Raw genomic sequence first — 20593 nt, 5'->3', positions numbered from 1 at the left:
ATTTATGATAGATTGTGCCATTTGAGTTTGGGCAGTGTACCTTTACTTGCATCTTGACCCGTTCAGTTGCGGAACTTTAGGATATAACAGGATTTCATACCGCTCAAACAAAATAAGGCTCACCCCCAATAAATGGAAGTAAGCCTTGTTATGTATAAGAGAGCTGAATCAACGTTTTCTTTTTGGTAGTCTAATTTTGAAGGAAATAAGGGCAACGATCAGAAATGAAACCAAGGTAATAGCAACTCCCACATGCCAGCCTTTTGGAACATATTTCAATTCGATTGTATGCTCGCCGGGTTCCAAATCAATTGCCAAAAATGTCTGGAACGCCATTTTACCTTCTTCCCGTTCACCATCCACCTCTATTTGCCAAGATTCATCATACGGGATTGTGAACAGCAATGTTTCTTTACCGACTTCACTTTCAACAGATCCTGAGAATGACGAAGAAGTGTGTTCATCAACTTCAAATGAATGCGAAGAAAGATCTTCAAAATTATGTTTCACTACCTCCAGGTCCTCATAATAAAACAACTCATCCAGCACAATCACCTTCTCGTTGTTGATCTTAAAGGTAACCGTAATTTGTTCCCCTTGAGCATAGTCACCCAAAGGGACAATATTATAGTTATATTCATTGAAGTATGTCCCAGTCCAAACATCATTTACATATAATTCTGTCGGGATCCAATAGGCTGAAGGGAAAAAAGCATAGTAAGGTGCATTTTCTTCCACATTTATCGTGTAAGTTACAAACGCATCTTTAGAACCGTCTATCTTTTCATAGACAGTACCGTATTCGTGCGGGCCTTGTCGCACATTTTCAAGTTCAATGGCCACACTATCACTCTGCTTCAGAGCATCACTAACAGATTCAGATACAATGTTGCTGACCAATTCATTCTGCATTTCGAACGGATTTACCTGTGCCAAATCAAGATTTTCCGTTTGATTATTGACCATCATGCCAACTGGCAAGGCATAGGGATTTTGATAGAGAGTCACGTTGTCATCACTCTTCAAAGTAGTGTAATTACTGTGTTCTGTTTCGCTTGCGATCCAGTATTTAACACCCAGCAAACTATCGACTGTAAGTGTATTTCCTTTTCCGTAATAGGCCCAATTACCGTTATTCCTAAAACCTATATTCCCTAAAAAATCCTTAACAAATGTCTTCTCGTTGGAGCTGTAATGGGATAATCCGGAATATCCATACAACATCGGATCATTCCTGTTGAATTGAAAGTCCTTGGTTATCCGGTAAAAACTTTCATCTTCCTCCAATATCGCCTCTGTAAGGGGCTGGACTTTTTCTACATTTCCTGTAAATTCTGCCCGTGGCGCATAAGCCTGTTGCTTCAAAATCTCGTGGCTGTTGAAAGTCAGCTCAAAAAATGAGAATGCCAACATGAGCACAAATACTTGCCTCTTTATGATGGATTTCGCGTGAGAAAAAGTAAACAGCAACAAAGCTGAGATAAACAACGAAACATAAGTAATTTGGGCATTGAAATCGGTTATGTAATCATAAGATCTGTTTGACATATAAAAGCCGATGAGGACCCAAAGCGTACCGATTGTCAGTAACTGGATCACGGTGATGCTTTTCTCCAGGCTTGCCTGGAACGCCTCATGAGCAGCTAGCACTGCCAGAAAAACAAACACAAAGCTATATCTGTAAGGGAACCACGCCGGCGTATTCAGCCCATGCCAAATCAAATTTATGCCATTGTAGTAAAAACTCGCTAAAATAAGCAGAAATCCAAAGAGATAGGCTATCTTTTTCCGAAAAGGAATATTGCCCTTCAAAAAGAAGAACACCAGACCACTCAGAACAAACGAACCGACATAAACATTAGGAAATCCAGTGATGATTTGATTGGCATTCGTGGAACCTATTATGAATTTTGAAATCAAATCCGGCCAGGTGAAATTAGGATCAAAAGTAAAAAAGTCCGGATTGAACTCCGCTTTTCCTCCAGATAGCGAAAAAGCTGTCGGTATCAACAAAAATGCCGATAAACCTCCCCCCAACAGTGAACCTAGAGTGAAATTCGATATAAAACGAAAACACTCACTCTTGTCATTGCAGAAACCGATTACTTTCATCAGTGCATATATGACCGAAAAGATGCAAATCATGTAGCCAATATAATAGTTCGTCACAAGCGACAGCGCCAGAAAGAATGAGTAGAACAGGAAAGAACGGTTTTCAAAAACGCGGTCGATCCCCATCACCACTAACGGAAGGAGGATGACACCATCCAGCCACATAAGGTTCTGTTGATACACTAGCATATACCCCATCAGAGCATATGCAATTGAAAAAAGCATTGAATAAGGAGATGCTTTTTTGCTGTTCAGGCAGAATGACATGGTTAACCCGGCAAATCCAGTTTTCAACAGCGACAAAAATAATAGTGCTTCTGTGAAATACTTCAATGGAAAAAATAGCAACAGAACATTGAATGGACTCATCAAATAGTAGGCGAGTAATCCGATCATATCGCCACCTAAATTCTTGGAAAAAGTATAAAAAATGTCATTTTTCCCTAATAAAATACTTTTCAAATACGCGAAGAAGCTGACGTATTGGTTATACATATCAATAGTCAGCAACGATTGCTCTCCAAAAGGATAAATGCCTAAAAAAATGTACACCAGCAACAAAGATATCCCCGGTATAAAAAATGAGCCTAAATAGGAATGCCGCTTCCTCACCATCTATAACCTCCTTAATTAAATATCGAAAACAAACAAACTATCATCAAGATATCCAATCCGTGTCAAACAGCTAAATAATCTACGGTATTCAGAAGGATACAGGCTGTAAAATTTGCTCTGATTATGCCATTTTAACATGAAACAATAGCCTTTATAGACTAGGTTAACAAAATATTATGCTCCAGCAAGATATTTTTCTGAACTGTATGAATAACTTGTTTATTTAATAAAAGAATACCGGATTATTTCATAGGCATTTCCGGAATAGTACAGTTGCTTGCATCCGGTAAATCCGTATGTATCCATGATTTTTTCAATCATGATATTTTGATCGAATGAAGTATCAATGTAGACAATCAAGCTGGATTCATTCAGTAATTTTTCCTCATTCGGAAGAATGATGTCGCTTAAATTTGTACTGTACGGATAAATGTTTTTGAAGTGGATCAGCTCAGCGATACTCTCGATAATTCGCCACTCAGCATCTTCATTGATAATCAAAAACACATCATTATCGCTGTATTCCTGCACCAAATCGCTTGTTGTTTTTTGTTCAGGAAGGAGATATTCGACATAGTCATTTCTGAAGCCAAAATATGTGGTCGCAAGGCAGCATGCGGCAATCAGCACGTAGGCAAATCGTTCGTTTTGCGCGAACTGTTTCGCGGAAATGTACACCAGATAGATGATCCCCGACATGAGCGCCGGGAAAACACAGTAAACATATCGCCCTGATTGGAAAGGTGATATTTTTTGGATGACCAGAATATGCAACAGTGCGGGGACAATCATTAACATTGCAGGCCCAAACCAGCCTGTGACGGCAACCGTCAGTTTATCCGCAGCCGATTCTTTTGCATTATTCCTGAGAGCATATGAGACAGCGGCCGCCACTGTCAACAGGGCCACACATGCGAGGAGATAGCCTCCCCTGCCGCCAAAGAAACTGCTGTTGATGATGTCTAGGTATTTACTCAGATTGTCCGGGCTGTCGGAAGCGACACTGCTGAAGGCTTCTTTTCCCCTGTAGGATGCAAAGATATGTTTCAGCATCACCGGGTAAAGCAGTACGGAACTGGCAATCGCGCCGAACATTGTCACTGTGAAGGCTGCGATTGCCTTCCATTTTTTTAATACCATCAAGAAGGCGCATAATAAAAAAGAAATGAAGAACGCGGCAACCAAGAAGTAGTATTGTGTCAAGATACCAACTAAGTAAACGACATAAATTACCAGAAGGTCTTTAAGCTTTATTTTTTCGCTCTGCAGGAAAAGGATAGCGACATAGAGGAATAAGGTGGTTCCAAAAGTCAGCATCGTATACATGCGTATGAACATGACCGAACTGATTGCCCCCATACTGCCTCCCCAGAATGCGACAGCCGATAAAGAAACCCATTTGTTTTTGACAAGGCGGTTCATCAGGAAATAAATGACGAGGCAGATCAAAAGATAAAAACCAATATTGATGCTGATCCCGATCCATTTTGAGAATGTATTCGGCAGAAAAGAACTGACGGCATGAAATATCATATAGAACAATGGAGGATGAACATCTTGGGTCTGATTGTAATAGACTGAATCAAACCTGAACTTGTCGGTGTTGTTGACAGTCAAAAAATCGAAATAATCGGAGGATGGGTGCCACTTATCATATTGGGATGTAAACAATTCATAAAAGAAGCCGTTTGATAGACCAAATGTGAAAATTTCATCTGTGTCGTACCCGATTTTTAAATCGGCGTAATGAAACAGCACTGCCAAAAGGGAACCGATCAATATACTGCAAGCTACAATTAATGGAAGATTTTTCTTGAATTTCTTATTTTGCATACAAACTTCCTGTAAAAATATATATTAATCAATATATCATAGCGCATTTTCCATTTCAAAAAAACATAGAATTAGTTAGGTCTCAATAGTTTCTCAGTGAGCCTATTTAAAGTCACGCTACAGTTAAGTTTGTCCTATTATCATTATTAGGAGTCCAGCATAAGTGAATCAAAATAAAAAAGATGAATGAGTAGCTCAAAGCTATCATTCATCCGGAAATGAAATATAATGGGTATTTAGCCTTCAAACCAAATTTTTCTTGAAATAAAATTCCACGCCATCACAAAAAATGTCGCAACTATTTTTGCTGTCATATAGTAAAGTGCGATTTTTTCGACAAAGAACCACATCAAGAATTGATTCAATAAAAGGCCAATGACGCTCAAAATAACAAACAGGGTCAGTTCTTTACTTTTTTCATCTTTACTGAACTTACTTTTGAAAACGAAACGCATGCTAGCAACATAATTGAATAAAGTTGAGAGTACAAAACTGATTGCTGCTGAGAGCAAGTAGTACATCCCGAAGACATCCGTAAAAAGAAATAGGAACAAGAAATCAAGTACAGTAGCTATAATCCCTACCACACCGAACTTTAATAGCTGGGTAAAAAGACTCATCATCTCTGCTTATCCTCATCTTTCTGATTTCGGAGTTCTTTGCCACTATACTCCTTCAATATGTAAATAGGCCGTTTCTTAGTCTCCAGGAATGTCTTTCCTAGGTACTTCCCGATGATTCCTAAACTAAGCAGCTGGATTCCGCCTAGTGCTAAGATAATGACAATCATCGATGTCCAACCTGATGTTGGGTTACCGAATATTAAGGTACGCACCCCGAAAAAAATGGCAAGAATGATAGCGACAGCGAATGTAAAAAATCCTACTATAGAAGCCATTGCTAAAGGAATCTCGGAGAATGCCACAATACCATCCAATGAATACCTAAATAACGACCAAAACGACCAGGTCGTTTGACCAGCCACGCGTTCTTTATTTTGGAATTCTAAGTATTTCGTCTCGAAACCAACCCAGCTGAAAATCCCTTTCGAAAAACGATTGTATTCGCTCAAATTTAAGATAGCGTCGACCATCTGACGCTTCATTAATCGAAAATCCCTTGCTCCATCAACAATTTCGGTATCTGATATACGATTAATGAGTTTATAGAATTTTCTTGCAAAAAAGGAACGGATAATCGGTTCGCCTTCACGATCCTTTCTGCGGGTTCCGATGCAATCATATTCTTCATCCTGTATTAATCTGTACATCTCCGGTAATAATTCAGGAGGATCTTGCAAATCAACATCCATCACAGCCACATAGTCCCCCTTGGCATGCTCTAGGCCAGCAAACAATGCAGCTTCTTTCCCGAAGTTCCGCGAAAATGAAAAATAGCGTACACGGTAATCCTTGTTGGACAATTCCTTTAATTTCTTCAAAGTATGATCTTTTGAACCATCATTCACAAAAATATACTCAAACGTGACATAGTCCATTATTTTGCTTATTCTATCAATTTCCTCATAGAAAATGGGCAGCATCTCTTCTTCGTTGTAGCAAGGTACAATAATCGAAATTAATTCTTTACTCATAAGGTAAACTCCTATCTTTGAATATCATTTAAAAAATCAAGGCAAATTACAATAACAACATTGTATTCATGAAAAACCCCAAAAATTATGTTGTATCATCTTAAAAATATTAAGAGATAAATCCCCCCGAACATAATGTTTCTCCATTATGTTCGGGGGGATGATCAGTAAAGCATTTGTACTTTTTTAAGTTATTTATTGAAATAAGGTTGCATACGGAATGAAGTAGGCGTAATCCCCTGACAAGATGAAGATCAACAAAAAGATGATGACCGTAAATCCTAAGCAGAAAATCAGATTGACCAATTTATTCTTCGTGAAATTCAGAATGAAATACGGCGCCACGAACATCTCATAGGTCGCAAAGGGAGAGCTCAAACGCCCCCCTACCGTCGCCAGATTCCCGAAAGCGATCAAGATCAATGAGGCCAGGAAATAGAGATTATGGTAAGTCCGGTATTTTTCATCTTTACGGACATTCGTGAATAACAATGTCCCGAAGAAAATCAACAATTGCATCAACAAAACCGGATTCAGCAGCCATTGTCCACCGGTATATGCCGGGTTCGTAAAGTAAGGAGCGTAGCGATTAGGCACCGCCCACATGTACAGCTGCGGAATCTGCACTACAATGCCCGCTGCAACAGCCAAACCGAACAGTACCATCACTTGAAGTCGGCTCCCGTCATAGAGATAGTTTTCGTAGAAGTAGCCGACGATGAAGATGAGCGCCGTGATATGGAACAGCGAAGCTAGCCCCACAACGAACAGAAATCGGAACAGCTGTTTCTGCTTCATGTACTTCACCGAATAGAGCAGGATGATGCTCGCGATTGAACCGCGGATCTGCCCCATATCCCTCGCCAAAAAAAATCGTGAGAAATAATAGAACAGAATCAAGGACGGGAAAGGGGCATTCTTATACAGATAATTTACCAACAGCCCCATGCTCAGAAACGCGAAGAAGAGAATGAACGCATAATAGTTCAAGCCTAGCTTAAGGAACAGATAATTCAAAAACAGGTAGCCGGGTTCGGCATCGATGCTGCCGTTGAAGACATCCGACAAATCGGTCAAGTCATAGAAAAAGTAATAATAAGAAACGAAATCGTATCCCGAGTAATAGCGCAATCCAGCCAAGATAGCCAATAGCCCGCCACCAATCAGGACGATTTTTTTGTTGTCGTAGAAAACTTCAGCAATGCTTAGCAACAGCAAGGTGATAAATGTAAAGACATAGAGCTCCATCCATTATTCCTCCTCCAATGCTAGATTAAGATTATTTTGATTGGAGTCGCGTAATTTTCCAATTGTGTGCGTTGATTCTTGTACCAGTCCTTTGTTGTTCCGTTTTTTCTGGAAACAAGGATGACTTCATCGAAATGCAAAAGCGGATCTGTAGAGAGGATGGATTGCGCAAATATGTACGGCGCGCCTTCCATCTGCTCCAAGCGTTTTTGCACAGTCGGCGACAAATGCTCCTCGGATAGGACAAGTTTGCGTGTTGCTGCCGGATGCTGAATGCCATGCGCCAAAGCTGCTTCCTGATCTGCATCGATTGTGTGGGATAAGTCCAGCACGATATCGTCATCACTCATGCGATAATTGAACACATCCGTGATTTCCTTCTTGAAGAACAGACGTAAAAATCCAAACAACATGCCTAACAATAAACCACCGATGAACAAACCCGCCGCCATGACGAGATAAAGGAGCATGCTTGTAGTGCCTGTTTCATTCGTCGGCTCCGGACCTTTCTCCAATTGCACGACATGTGGCTCCGACAAAAGGTAAGTACTCTTATTTTCAAAGAACGGGATCGTTCCTGCTTGGACAGCTTCATAAAGCAATGTCGCGATGGCTTCATTCTTTGCCTCATCCCCGGTCCCGACCGTGATATGAAGTTCGCTGGTTTCATTATCCGTGTCCACATCTATCATATAGTTTGTGGGAATACTGCCTTCTTCCATGGCTTCAATTGCGTCAGTTGCAACGATCGGCTCCACCGAATTAATTGCTTCATAAACCTCAGGCGACAACAGCACTGCTTCCAATAGATTAAAATTCGTGAAGGCATAGCCTTCCGTATTCTCTACATAGAAATCGAAACGTACGGCATCTTCCAAGAGCGCTTTGTATTCAGTGTCCGTGATCAGCTGCAGTTCCAATCCAGTGGCCGGATCAATTTTCTTGATTTCTTCGACTTTATCATCACTGAACAGCGTGTAGGCGATCCCCAGTGCGTACAGAAGGACAAGTGTTAAAGCAGTCCCGAAGATCGTCTTTTTGTTATCCTGCAAAAATTCTTTTGTTTGTTTTAGGGTGGGTAAATGCATCATGCAGAGACCTCCTTCGCATCATAGATTTTTTCCAACGCTTTTGCGGTCTTCAACATATCAAAGGCTTCCATTTCCGGTTTCGGACGATTGCCTTTCGGCTCGCCCATAACTTCGGCTTCCCATCGATCCAAATCCGCATCCAGTGGTACAAAGCGGACATTTTCGGATAACACAGTGTCCTCTGAGACTTCGGTTGACAGCACCAATTTGACGTTGGCTGCCTGCGCCTCCACCGCCACGATCGGCAAACCTTCATATAATGAAGGCAACAGGAATACATCCATCGCTTTCAGCAATTCGGCGATATCTTCGCGCTCCCCCAAGAAGATCACATGATCGGATATGCCCAAATCTTTGGCCAAACCGTGGATTTCTGTTTCAAGACTGCCGGCCCCGACCGACAACAGATACGTATTAGGATGTTTTTTCAGGATATGCTGGAAAATATTCAGCAACAGCCGGTGATTTTTTTGTTCCTCAAAACGGCCGATATGTCCGATCACGAAGGCATCCAGGGGAATACTCAATTGCGCATGCATGTCAGCCTTCGTCACCGGCACGTTGCGGTAACGTTCGAGATCGATGCCGTTCGGAAGCATAACGAATGTCTGTTCCTTGCCAAAAAGGCCGATGCCAGCCTCATCTGAACAGCCAATGAAATCAGTCGCATATTTCATCATCAGATTGTTGAAAATCGGACGCACGACGCTGTACGGAAATCGGTTGCCTTTGCCGTCGGAAGTCGCATGGCTGTGGGCGATACGCTTTTTGACGCCGGCTTTGGCAGCCAGCCAAAGGTTCAGGCCGCCACCAAAGAAGATTTCGTTATGGACGATGTCAACTTGGTTCTCCTGCAGCAGTTTGCTGACGGTTTTGATGTAGCGGAGCGGGTGCTTATTGGGGTTTGGCACCACGAAAATTTTGCCCCCCAATGCTGCGATCTCGTCATGATAAGGACGCACGTCGGCAAATTCCTCATAGATGACGAAATCGAACTGGAACTTGGAACGGTCGATGTTGCGGTAGGCGTTCATCATGAATGTTTCCGCCCCGCCTTTTCCCATTCTGCCCTGGAAATGCAGGACACGTTTAGGTTGAGTCATTAGTGTAGTTCTCCCATCTTTCTAGAAATTTCCTTTGAGCTTTTCAATCAATTTCGGCGAGGCATTGCTCAACAAGTGCATCATGCCGGAAGCGATATAGTTCAAGTAAACCGATTTGCTCCGGAACAGGAACTGCATGATTTTCCGGATTGGCGTATCGGTCAGGCTGTGCGCCGTTGCATATTGCACGCGCGGATGTTGTAAGATTTTTTTGATGTAACTCCGTTTGCCTGCCCAATCCAGAGGGCAGCTGGCACCGTGCAACGGGATGATGCAAGACATCGTGCCTTTCAGGAAAAGCGCGCTGAAACCGCCCAAATCCTTGTCGGTCAGGTCCAACAATTCATTATAGAATTCCAGAAATGTCTCGAATTTATTGTCGAAATATTTGTTGGTCAAGCTACTCTTACCTTCGAAGGCATACTGGTAAAGCACTTCGCTGGTCGTCACAACTTTTTTGGCATGCCGGTAGTAGGCGATGTTGAACAAACGGTCCTCACAGCTGCTGTAGCTCGGAAAGGCGATTTGGTGCGTGCGAATGATGTCCAAGCGATAAAGCTTGTTCCAGATAACATACATCAGCTGTTTGTTCATCAAAGGATAGAGATCCTCCAGAAATGCTGCGTTCGAAGCGTAGACCCGATCTTCAGCGATGACCTGTTTTTCCGAAACGATTTCTTGATGGTCCAGGACTCGCAGATTGTAAGAAGCCACGATCAGGTCCGGGGACTCGCTGTTGATGATGGTTTGGTAGCGTTCCAAAGTATGGCGTTCGATTTCATCGTCCGCATCCATCAAAAACAGATAGGTCCCCTTCGCGCGTGCAATCCCTTGGTTACGGGCATTTCCCGGTCCGTTATTTGGAATGGTGATGTAAGAAAATCGACCGTCTTCGGCGGCAACTGCCTGTAAAACATCCGCGGTCGCGTCCTTAGACCCGTCGTTTACGATGATGACCTCAAAATCGCTTACCGTCTGTGCAGCGATGCTTTCCAAAGTGGCTCGGATGGTGCCGGCACAATTGTAGGCCGGTATCACGATGCTGAAAAAAGGTTTGTTTTCCATTAGTTTTCCTTCCTGACGATGGCATGACGGAGCACCCAGACCGGCTTAATCCGGGTCCGGGCATATATTGCGCCTCCTATCACTGCACCGCGTTATGCTTTGTTCTTTAATTCCTTCGCCAATTCTTTCAGATACGGGCGCATCTTATCTGCTGTGTCTTTATTTTCCAGACCGAATTCGATGTTCGCGATCAATAGGCCGTATTTATCGCCCACGTCGTAGCGCTTGCCTGTATATTCATAAGCCACCAGCGGATGGATCGCGTTCAATGATTCGATCGCATCGGTCAGCTGGATTTCATTTCCGGCATCGGGTTCTTGATTGCGCAGAATGTCAAATATTTCTGGCGTCAGCAGATACCTGCCGATGATGGCAAGGTTACTCGGTGCTTCTTCCGGAGCCGGTTTCTCGATGAAATGGTTGACACTGTAGATATGTTCGCCGACTTTTTCTTTGATGTCGATGATTCCGTATCGGTTCGTCATGTCCTCAGGGATGCGCATCGTCGCAACGACGCCGCCCTTCGTCTCGTCGTAGGTATCCATCAAAGATTTCGCTAACGGGATTTCATTTGGCATGATATCATCGCCCAACAATACGACAAAAGGTTCGTTTCCGATGAAAGCTTCAGCTTGCAGAATGGCATCGCCCAGTCCACGCGGGTAAGCCTGGCGCACATAGTGGATGTGCGGAATGTTCGTCTGCTGAACCAATTCCAGCATCGCGGTCTTGCCTTTTGCCTTCAAGTTTTCTTCTAGCGCGATGTTTACGTCAAAATGGTCTTCGATCGGGCTCTTGCCCTTCCCGGAGATGATGATGATTTCTTCGATGCCGGCAGCCATGGCTTCTTCCACCACATATTGGATGCTTGGCGTGTCAACGATCGGCATCATTTCCTTTGCCATCGCTTTCGTCGCCGGCAAGAATCGCGTTCCTAAACCTGCTGCAGGTATAACAGCTTTCCGTACTTTTGTCATGGGACTCCCTCTTTCTTTGTATAGTCCGTTCCATTATAACAAAGATGCCGCCAAAAAAGAATCAACATAGAACAGAAAAAGGGCCACGGCACGCATCCAATCGGATGAGCGATGCCGCGGCCCAAGCTCATTCAGCGCAAAAACTACGCTTCGTAACCATTCGGATTACTCTTTTGCCAATTCCAGGAATCTCGGCACATATCAGCCAATGTCTTCTGGGCTGTCCAGCCAAGTTCTTCTTTTGCCTTTGTCGCATCCGCGTAGCAAGTCCCGACGTCGCCCGGGCGTCTATCGATGATTGTGTAAGGAATCTCGACTCCGGTAGCCTTCTGGAAATTATAGGTCAAGTCCAGCACACTGTAGCCGATGCCGGTACCGAGGTTGTAAATGCCGACGCCGTTCGACTCCTTCATTTTATCCAAAGCCTTGATGTGGCCCAACGCCAAGTCGACAACGTGGATATAGTCGCGTACGCCTGTGCCATCAGGAGTGTCGTAATCGTCCCCGAAGATGCTCAAGCGCGGCAATTTGCCGACTGCCACTTGCGTGATGTACGGCATCAGATTGTTTGGAATGCCGGTCGGGTCTTCGCCGATCAGGCCAGATTCATGCGCACCGATCGGATTGAAGTAACGCAACAAGGCGATGCTCCACTCGGAATCCGCGAACGCTACATCCTGGAGGATCTGTTCGATCATGACTTTCGTGTAGCCGTAAGGGTTTGTTGCACTTGTAGGCATATCCTCCGTTAGCGGTGACACGTTGTTCATGCCGTAGACCGTTGCTGAAGAGCTGAAGACAAGCTTCTTAACGCCATGGCTGCGCATCACATCACACAATACCAATGAGCTCGTGATGTTGTTGTGATAGTATTCAATCGGTTTAGCGACGGATTCGCCGACTGCTTTGTAGCCTGCAAAATGGATGACCGAGTCGATATCCTCTTTTGCGAATACTGCGTCCAAGGCTTCACGGTCCAATACATTCACTTCATAGAAGGTCGGTTCTTTGCCGGTAATCGTTTTGATTCGGTTCAACACTTCCGGTTTGCTGTTCGAATAGTTATCGACGATGACCACTTCTTGGCCGGCTTTTAATAATTCCACTACCGTATGGCTGCCGATATATCCGGCTCCACCTGTTACTAATACTGACATATAATCCCTCTTTCCAATTGGCTGTTATCGTTTATTTTCTTTTTCATTATTGCCGTGGATAATTTTTTCTTATTCTTCCGATTCTTGTGTGCTGTCGAAATCGGGTATTTCTGTAATCAATCCGGCGCTGGTCATCTGGCCAAAGCCAAAGGATGAGTCAGCGTCCGAAAGGTTCATGTCGCTGAACTGCACCTGATCAATTTCCAATTCATCACGCAGCGTATTCGCGATGCGCAAACGCTCTTCCGGATCGACATAGTAATAGTAGATTTCATCATAATACAATTCTTCACCAGCGATTGAAAGTTGCGTGAACGTGTCAAGCGCATCCACATAGCCTGACTTGATATCAAGCAAATCTTCAAAAGAAAGATTGGTTTGAATGTTCACTTCCACTGCACTGAGAATTTTTTTATAATTCGTGACGCTGTCGATGCTAATTAGCTTGTCCAAAATCGCTTTGATGACCATCCGTTGTCGATTTTGTCGACCCAAGTCGCCTTCAGGATCCTCTTTGCGCATCCGCGCGAAAGCCAAAGCATCCCATCCATCCGCGGTGACTGTTTCACCTTCGACAAAGGAAGAACCCTCAAACTCGAATGTCAACGGACTCGTCAATTCGATGCCTCCAATTGCTTCTACAATGTCATGCAGCCCTTGCATATTGATTTCGACGTAATAGTCGATCGGCACATTCAGGAATTCCTGGATCGAATTGATGGCCATCTGGGTACTGCCGAATGCGTAGGCATGCGTGATCTTGTCGTTATACTCCGGATAAATACTCGTTTCATAGCCAACCATCTCCGCATAACTGTCGCGCGGCACACTGACGATTGTAGTCTTTTTGGTCTTAGGATTGACCGTCGCAACGATGATGGTGTCCGAACGACCGGTGCCTTCCGCAATCCCATCCCCATACATGTCGATCCCCAACAGCGCGAACGAAATTGGGTGAGTCGCATCTACCGAAACTTCTTCTTCCCGCATGTTCTCCGTTTCGACATCTTCGAAAACAGTTTTCAGCGTGCTCTCCACATCGTCGTAAACAGTCCAGAACAGCGCGAAAGCGACGAGGGCAAAACCCACTAGTGATAGAATAATGATTCGATTCCTTTTTTTCTTCTTAAAATAATTGCTTCTTGTGTCATTCATCGGTTCGAGCCTCTTTCTGCGCAATGCGGCTGCAAGACAGCCCATCACCCTACTTAATATCGCTTCATTCAGTATAGAACAATTCTGGCGAATGAAAAAGGGCTATTCAAAAACTTAACAAAAAAGTAAACCTGTAACAAAGTAACATACACCAATTTTAACATATCTCCAGAAACGCTTCTGTGCGGGCGTTTGCGGGCTCGATTTAGATAGTCTAATACTTTTAAAACGCTCTCATTTGGGTTATAATAACATAGAGTGGTTAAGTTAAGCAGGCGAATAAACCTATCAGCACTTGACCTCTTACACTGTTTCCGGCTCATTCTACGTTTATTTTCAATAATAAGGAGATGGTCCTGATGGTTACGTAGCATACTACAACCCACCACAGCAACAGAATCACTTAACCGAATAGGCTTGTTTTCAGATTTAGCGATTGAAGGAGGGCTGAATTATGAAAAAAAGATTTATGATACTGCCTCCTTTCTTAGTCATATTTACAATCTACGGCGCGCTGACAGATGTATCTGCAGCAACGGAAGGGACAACAGGGACAACTGAAACAACACTCCAAGAGCCCATTCTCAATGAACAGCCGCCAGGTATTCCGCTGCCGGAAACAGTGCTGGAAACCAATGACGCCAACATACCCGAAACTACAACAACGGAATCTCCGCCCGCAGAAGTAACTGCGGTAGATGAGCAGATGACGGAAACACCTGCACCACCTACAGAACAGCCTCTGCCGGAAACGGCCGATCCGCAACCCACCCCAGAAACAACCACACCGGCGACCACGCCTATTGAGGAAGCTACCACACCGGAAGCTACCGACCTAACACCACCCACAACGGTAACACCTACTCCAGATACGACCGCACCCGTAACAACTATTCCTGAAGAAAATCCAGTGGACATAACTGTAGAACAACCTGTTTCCGGCACAGAAACTCCTATTGAAACGGAACAGCCTACGGACACTCCGACAGAACCGATTGAAGTCCCCGCAGAAACTGCACCAATAGAACCAATTGAAGAAGCCCAAATCAGCTACGAAGAACCGATGCAACTGATGGCTGCAGCCGCAGTCAGCGATTTTTCGGGAACTTCGCAAATCATCAATTCAGTAAATATCGCAGATAACGTGATCGCTCTGACGTTCGATGATGGCCATTCCTATGGTAACCTTTACGAGATTCTGGATAATTTGAACTACTTAGGCGTGAAGGCCACTTTCTTCATGAACGGTGATGCTGATGCATCCTTGCTGCAGCAGATTGTGGCGGACGGCCATCAATTGGCCAACCACACCTACTCGCATGGCGACTCCACGACACTCTCGTCATCCGCTTTGGCGAACGACATCAACCTGATGGAAGATTACATCCAAACAACGACAGGAACCTCTTCCCTTCCTTTCTTGCGTCTCCCTTATGGATCCTACAACAGTTCCGTTTTGGATACGGTCGGTAGCCTAGGTTACCAATACACGATTGGATGGGACGTAGATACACTCGATTGGACCGGCATTTCTGCTACTGAAGTCAGCAACGCGGTCGTTAATAATGTCAGACCTGGTTCGATTGTTCTGATGCATGCTAGCGTAGGTGCAGCCAACACACCCGAATCTTTGTGGTATTCGATTGCGGCGTTGAAACAAGCTGGCTACGGCTTCTCCACTGTCAACGATTTGCTGGCATTAGGTGGTTATTTCGCAGTCGAAGAAGAAGCACCCATCGAAGAGGATTATTCGGATGATATCCTATCAGAAGTCATCAACCAAGTTTCTACTGGCGAAAAAACAATCTCCTTGACCATCAGCGATGCGTCAGATGCCGAAAACGTCCGCGAGATTCTTGCCAACTTGGCTACGATGGATGTGAAAGCCACTTTCTTCCTGAACGGTTTGACTGATCCCACCGTGATCAACGAAATCATTCAACAGGGACACGAAATCGGCAACCACACTTATACCCACGATGATGCCACCGCAATGACAGTGGATGAAGTCGTCTGGGAACTAAATGCTATGGAAACCTTGGTGCAGGACAGCACCGGTGGGGCAACTACCCGCCCTTACTTCAGGGCACCAATGGGCGCGACAAATGATGCAGTCCTTGCCACCGCAGCCAGTATGGGTTATGCATATACGATCGGCTGGACAGTCGATACCCGTGATTGGAGCGGCACATTGACCGCAGCTCAAGTCAGCTCTGCTGTCGTGAACAACTTGGCACCAGGCGCCATCTTCCTGATGCACGGAAACGCTTCCGCCAGCACAACCCCTGCAGCTTTACTGCAGATGATCACAGCCATCCGTCAGCTCGGCTACAACTTCGCTACGATCAGTGGTTTGCTCGCTTTGGAGGGCTCTTACCCGACAATACCCGGGGAGGAACCTGGTGAAACAATCCCTGATCCTGATCCAACGCCGCCGAGCATCACTTCACCCGCAGAGATCGTGAACCAAGTCAACACCGATGTGCCGGTCATCTCCTTGACCATCAGCGATGCATCCGGAACCGAGAATGTAAGGCAGATTCTCAACAACCTCGCACTTTTGGGAATCAAAGCCACCTTCTTCCTGAACGGTATGACCGACCCGAGCCTGATAGATGAAATCATCGCCCAAGGCCATGAGATCGGCAACCATACCTACAGCCACGAAGATGCTACGCAAATGACCCAAGCTCAATTGACGGCGGACCTCAATAACCTTGAACAACTCGTTCAAGATGCAGCAGGCACGAGCACAACACCTTACTTCCGTGCACCGATGGGCGAAACCAATGCGACTGTTTTGGCAACCGCCGGAAGTCTCGGTTATCAATACGCCATCGGTTGGACTATCGAAACACGCGACTGGAGCGGCACGCAAACAGCAGCACAAATCAGTTCTGCTGTCGTGAACAGCTTAGCACCCGGAGCAATTCTTCTTTTACACGGCAGCGCCGATGCAGTTGCAACACCTGCCGCAATTCTGCAGATGGTGGCAGCAGTCCAGGCACTTGGTTACCGCTTCGAGACAATCACCGGCCTATTGGCTTATCAAGGCATCTATGTTGGTGAAGAGCCTGTAGTTACCGATCCTGATGTAGAAGAACCGGACTACGGAACGGGACCATCCCGATTCGTCAGCCACGTAGATACGGATCGCAATGTCATTGCTCTTACTTTTGATGATGGTGACGACTATACCAACCTAGCCGACATCATCTACAACCTCAATTACCTTGGCGTCAAAGCCACCTTCTTCCTCAACGGTACAACTGATCCCGGACTGATGGCCGAACTGGTCGCAACCGGACACCAACTATCGAACCATACCTATTCCCACAATGACGATTCGACATCCCTTTCAGCCGATGAATTGGCTTATGACTTGGAACTGATGGAAGATTACATTATGCAAACTACAGGCGTATCCTCCAAACCTTATTTTCGTGCTCCAGCAGGGGTCTATAACGATGCCGTGCTCGAAACACTAGGCAGCCTCGGCTATGCCTACACAATCGGTTGGACGCAGGACACACGCGATTGGGAAGGTTTATCCGAAACGCAGATTGCAGCCAGTGTAACTGATTATCTGGATGCAGGGTCAATCTACTTGCTGCATGCGAATCCGACTGCTGTCGGCACACCGCAATCCCTTTGGTACCTTATTGCAGAAGCCCGCAATCAAGGCTATGAATTCGTCACAATCGACGAATTGATGGCACTGGAAGGCGTAACTGATGATGGCAGTAACAATGGTCCCGGAGAAATTTCTGAAGGCGTATCTCAATTCATCGAACAGGTAGACACGGACCAAAAAGTGATTTCCTTGACCTTTGACGATCTTGGAGACAGCGAAGTCTTGCAGGGAATCCTTGATGCTTTGGCTGAACTGGACGTCAAAGCGACTTTCTTCGCGGACGGCACAGCCGATCCGGACATGCTGTATCAAGTCGTTTCCCAAGGACATGAACTAGGAAACCACAGTTACTCGCATGAATTCTCTACCTACTTGACCATCGCAGAATTTACGGCTGAGCTGAACGCATTGGAAAACAAAGTCGTAAATGCTACAGGAGCAACATCCAGACCGCTCTTCCGCCCGCCATATGGGGACTACGATCAGTCTGTTTTGGAAACGCTCGGCAGCCTTGGCTATACCTATACCATTGGTTGGTCAGTGGATAGCTTGGATTACCTTGGAACATTATCTTCTGAAGAAATTGCCTTCAACGTGTTGGACCAATTAGCACCAGGCTCCATCTACTTGATGCATGCTGTTCCTGAATCCGTCAACACACCAGGTTCCTTGTACGAAATCATCGCTTCGGCCCGTGAAGCTGGTTACTCCTTCGCGACAATCAGTGATCTGATCCAATTGGATGGCGTCTACTTGGGAGACCCTACCGATCCGGTTGACCCGGTTGATCCGGTCGAAACCGTCCTTTCGCAGTTGATCAATCAGGTAACGACAGGTGAAAAAGTTGTTTCCCTTACAATCAGCGATGCTTCGAACGCAGACAATCTCCGCGAAATATTGGCGAACTTGGCTACTCTGAATGTCAAAGCCACCTTCTTCCTGAACGGCTTGACCGATCCAACCTTGATCGATGACATCATCGCCCAAGGCCATGAAATCGGCAACCACACCTTCAGCCAGGACGATGCCACCCAAATGACGGCAGCCCAATTGACCACAGATCTCAACAATCTTGAGCAGTTGGTCCAAAACGCTTCCGGCACAAGTACAAAACCTTATTTCCGCGCTCCGATGGGGGCAACGAACACTACCGTCCTTACAACAGCCGGTACGCTCGGCTATGACTACACAATCGGTTGGACGGTGGACACACGTGACTGGTCAGGCACTATGACGGCTGCTCAAGTCAGCTCTGCCGTCGTGAACAACTTGACTCCCGGCTCCATCTTCTTGTTGCATGGGAATAGCTCAGCCGCAACTACTCCGGCAGCTTTGTTGGAAATGATTTCAGCTGCACGCGCGCTCGGTTATGAATTTACAACTATCACAGGTTTGTTGGCTCTCCAAGGAATCTATCCTGATCCAGTCGATCCGGTTGATCCTGATCCACCGGTCATCACGACACCTTCGCAATTGGTCAATCAAGTCAATACCAATCAACAAGTCATTTCCTTGACTATCAGTGATGTTTCCAGTGCTGCTAATCTCCGCCAGATATTGGCAAATTTGGCGCTGCTGGACGTGAAAGCGACCTTCTTCCTGAACGGCTTGACCGATCCAACCTTGATCGATGACATCATCGCCCAAGGTCATGAGATAGGCAATCACACCTTTACCCAAGATGATGCCACTCAAATGACGGCAGCTGAATTGACAACCGACCTGAATCAATTGGAGCAGCTGGTAAAAAATGCTACCGGTGAGAGCACAACGCCTTACTTCCGCGCTCCGATGGGTGAAACGAACGCAACCGTATTGGCAACAGCCGGCAGCCTAGGCTACACTTACACAATTGGTTGGACGGTCGACACCCGCGATTGGTCAGGAACACTTTCAGCCAGCCAAGTAAGTGCGGCGGTCCTGAACAACCTTTCTGCAGGAGCCATCTATCTGCTGCACGGTAACAGCTCAGCCAGCACAACCCCTACCGCACTGTTGGAAATGATCACAGCAGCCCGCGCCCTTGGTTATCAATTTAAGACCATCAGCGAGTTGCTTGCCTACGAGGGTGACTTCAGCTACGTAGAACCTGAACCGGAATTCGTTATCCCTGTGCTTGATGACTTCGGGAACGTCACCAATCCGGTCATCACTCGGAATGATGTGACCGATGTAACCAATCCACTGGGTACAGCCGATCCATTCATCATCCTCGTTGATGGCGTCTACCATATGTTCTTTGAAGTACTTCAGGAATACAACATAGCAACCCAAAGCTTCACGGACAGTGTCGCCCACGCCTACAGCAGTGACCTCGTCAACTGGACCTATACCCAAATTGTCCTCGGTCCGGAAACCGATGGCATTCGGGCAGCCTATCCTAGTGTTTTCGAATATAATGAAAACTACTACATGGTTCCCGATCAAGCCGGCAATGTTGAAGCCTACTTTGCAACTTCTTTCCCGCTCGATTGGGATTATCACTCCACTTTGTTGGAAGGAAACTTCGTCGACTCCAACGTCTTCGAAGTCGGCGGCACTTGGTATTTGACGACTTCCGAACAACCGTACAACAGCATCTCCTTGTATTACAACACATCTGGCGATTGGCGAAATGATCAATGGCAACTGCATCCAGCCGGTCTCATCATTGAAGAGGACTGGACGGAAAAAGGTTATCGCGGTGCCGGCAATCCATTCGTGTTTGAGGATTATGTTGTGATGCCGGTGCAGGTGACACCTGTCGCAACCAATGTCTATGGCGAATACACGAGTTGGTACAAACTTTCAGACCTGTCAACGACAACCGTAACCGTTGAATACCTCGGCGAGGCGGTCGGCGCACAAGATAATGGAGAATGGAACAATCTCGCAATGCACCATATCGCTCATGCCCCATATGGTGACGGCTACGTCTATGTTGTTGATGGGCTTGCCTATTACGCAGCAAGTACTGGTCAAGCTGAATACACAATCGGACTCTACACAGAAATTGCTTGATACTAGTTT

At 45.6% G+C, this 20593-nt stretch carries 12 protein-coding genes; 1 reads left to right on the top strand and 11 read right to left on the bottom strand.

What is annotated here, in order from left to right; all coding sequences use genetic code 11:
• Window positions 1-168: 168 nt before the first annotated feature.
• From BLV66_RS09960 to BLV66_RS09910, 11 genes are all read right to left on the bottom strand, one after another.
• Window positions 169-2727 (bottom strand): YfhO family protein, encoded by a 2559-nt coding sequence (locus BLV66_RS09960; protein ID WP_086985945.1) that lies wholly within the window; start codon window positions 2725-2727, stop codon window positions 169-171.
• A gap of 219 nt (window positions 2728-2946) precedes the next feature.
• Window positions 2947-4560, bottom strand: coding sequence for a hypothetical protein (locus tag BLV66_RS09955; protein ID WP_086985944.1), 1614 nt, complete (start codon window positions 4558-4560; stop codon window positions 2947-2949).
• A gap of 236 nt (window positions 4561-4796) precedes the next feature.
• Complete coding sequence (locus tag BLV66_RS09950) at window positions 4797-5183, bottom strand: GtrA family protein (protein WP_086985943.1); 387 nt, start codon at window positions 5181-5183, stop codon at window positions 4797-4799.
• Window positions 5180-6154, bottom strand: coding sequence for a glycosyltransferase family 2 protein (locus BLV66_RS09945; protein ID WP_086985942.1), 975 nt, complete (start codon window positions 6152-6154; stop codon window positions 5180-5182). Before BLV66_RS09945 ends, BLV66_RS09950 begins: the two co-directional genes overlap by 4 nt.
• A 195-nt stretch (window positions 6155-6349) precedes the next feature.
• On the bottom strand, window positions 6350-7402 hold the full coding sequence (locus BLV66_RS09940) for an EpsG family protein (protein ID WP_086985941.1): 1053 nt from the start codon (window positions 7400-7402) through the stop codon (window positions 6350-6352).
• Between the two features lie 20 nt (window positions 7403-7422).
• On the bottom strand, window positions 7423-8493 hold the full coding sequence (locus BLV66_RS09935; protein ID WP_086985940.1) for a hypothetical protein: 1071 nt from the start codon (window positions 8491-8493) through the stop codon (window positions 7423-7425).
• Entirely contained in the window at window positions 8490-9596 is a 1107-nt protein-coding gene (locus BLV66_RS09930; protein WP_245826669.1) for a glycosyltransferase family 1 protein, read from the bottom strand. Before BLV66_RS09930 ends, BLV66_RS09935 begins: the two co-directional genes overlap by 4 nt.
• 21 nt (window positions 9597-9617) lie before the next feature.
• Window positions 9618-10661 (bottom strand): glycosyltransferase family 2 protein, encoded by a 1044-nt coding sequence (locus tag BLV66_RS09925; RefSeq protein ID WP_086985939.1) that lies wholly within the window; start codon window positions 10659-10661, stop codon window positions 9618-9620.
• Window positions 10662-10753: 92 nt separating this feature from the next.
• The gene (galU, locus tag BLV66_RS09920) at window positions 10754-11638 is read right to left on the bottom strand and encodes a UTP--glucose-1-phosphate uridylyltransferase GalU (RefSeq protein ID WP_086985938.1); all 885 of its coding nucleotides are present in this window, start codon (window positions 11636-11638) and stop codon (window positions 10754-10756) included.
• A gap of 143 nt (window positions 11639-11781) precedes the next feature.
• Window positions 11782-12795 carry a UDP-glucose 4-epimerase GalE gene (gene galE / locus BLV66_RS09915; protein WP_086985937.1) on the bottom strand — a complete coding sequence of 338 codons (1014 nt, stop codon included), beginning with the start codon at window positions 12793-12795 and terminating at the stop codon, window positions 11782-11784.
• Window positions 12796-12864: 69 nt separating this feature from the next.
• Entirely contained in the window at window positions 12865-13950 is a 1086-nt protein-coding gene (locus tag BLV66_RS09910) for an LCP family glycopolymer transferase (protein ID WP_176974213.1), read from the bottom strand.
• A gap of 454 nt (window positions 13951-14404) precedes the next feature.
• On the opposite strand from BLV66_RS09910, the gene BLV66_RS09905 reads away from it, so the two are divergent.
• Window positions 14405-20584, top strand: coding sequence for a polysaccharide deacetylase family protein (locus BLV66_RS09905; protein WP_086985935.1), 6180 nt, complete (start codon window positions 14405-14407; stop codon window positions 20582-20584).
• Window positions 20585-20593: the final 9 nt, after the last annotated feature.

The organism is Trichococcus collinsii (assembly GCF_900107505.1).
Classification (GTDB): Bacteria; Bacillota; Bacilli; order Lactobacillales; family Aerococcaceae; genus Trichococcus; species Trichococcus collinsii.
This window is presented reverse-complemented; position numbering and strand designations above follow the sequence as displayed.

What these genes read in the sequence shown, in the direction of transcription:
- BLV66_RS09930 (WP_245826669.1), bottom strand. Translation starts at nt 9,596, where the DNA reads ATGACTCAACCTAAACGTGTCCTGCATTTCCAGGGCAGAATGGGAAAA.
- BLV66_RS09940 (WP_086985941.1), bottom strand. Translation starts at nt 7,402, where the DNA reads ATGGAGCTCTATGTCTTTACATTTATCACCTTGCTGTTGCTAAGCATT.
- BLV66_RS09960 (WP_086985945.1), bottom strand. Translation starts at nt 2,727, where the DNA reads ATGGTGAGGAAGCGGCATTCCTATTTAGGCTCATTTTTTATACCGGGG.
- BLV66_RS09910 (WP_176974213.1), bottom strand. Translation starts at nt 13,950, where the DNA reads ATGAATGACACAAGAAGCAATTATTTTAAGAAGAAAAAAAGGAATCGA.
- BLV66_RS09950 (WP_086985943.1), bottom strand. Translation starts at nt 5,183, where the DNA reads ATGATGAGTCTTTTTACCCAGCTATTAAAGTTCGGTGTGGTAGGGATT.
- BLV66_RS09955 (WP_086985944.1), bottom strand. Translation starts at nt 4,560, where the DNA reads ATGCAAAATAAGAAATTCAAGAAAAATCTTCCATTAATTGTAGCTTGC.
- BLV66_RS09925 (WP_086985939.1), bottom strand. Translation starts at nt 10,661, where the DNA reads ATGGAAAACAAACCTTTTTTCAGCATCGTGATACCGGCCTACAATTGT.
- BLV66_RS09945 (WP_086985942.1), bottom strand. Translation starts at nt 6,154, where the DNA reads ATGAGTAAAGAATTAATTTCGATTATTGTACCTTGCTACAACGAAGAA.
- galU (WP_086985938.1), bottom strand. Translation starts at nt 11,638, where the DNA reads ATGACAAAAGTACGGAAAGCTGTTATACCTGCAGCAGGTTTAGGAACG.
- BLV66_RS09905 (WP_086985935.1), top strand. Translation starts at nt 14,405, where the DNA reads ATGAAAAAAAGATTTATGATACTGCCTCCTTTCTTAGTCATATTTACA.
- galE (WP_086985937.1), bottom strand. Translation starts at nt 12,795, where the DNA reads ATGTCAGTATTAGTAACAGGTGGAGCCGGATATATCGGCAGCCATACG.
- BLV66_RS09935 (WP_086985940.1), bottom strand. Translation starts at nt 8,493, where the DNA reads ATGATGCATTTACCCACCCTAAAACAAACAAAAGAATTTTTGCAGGAT.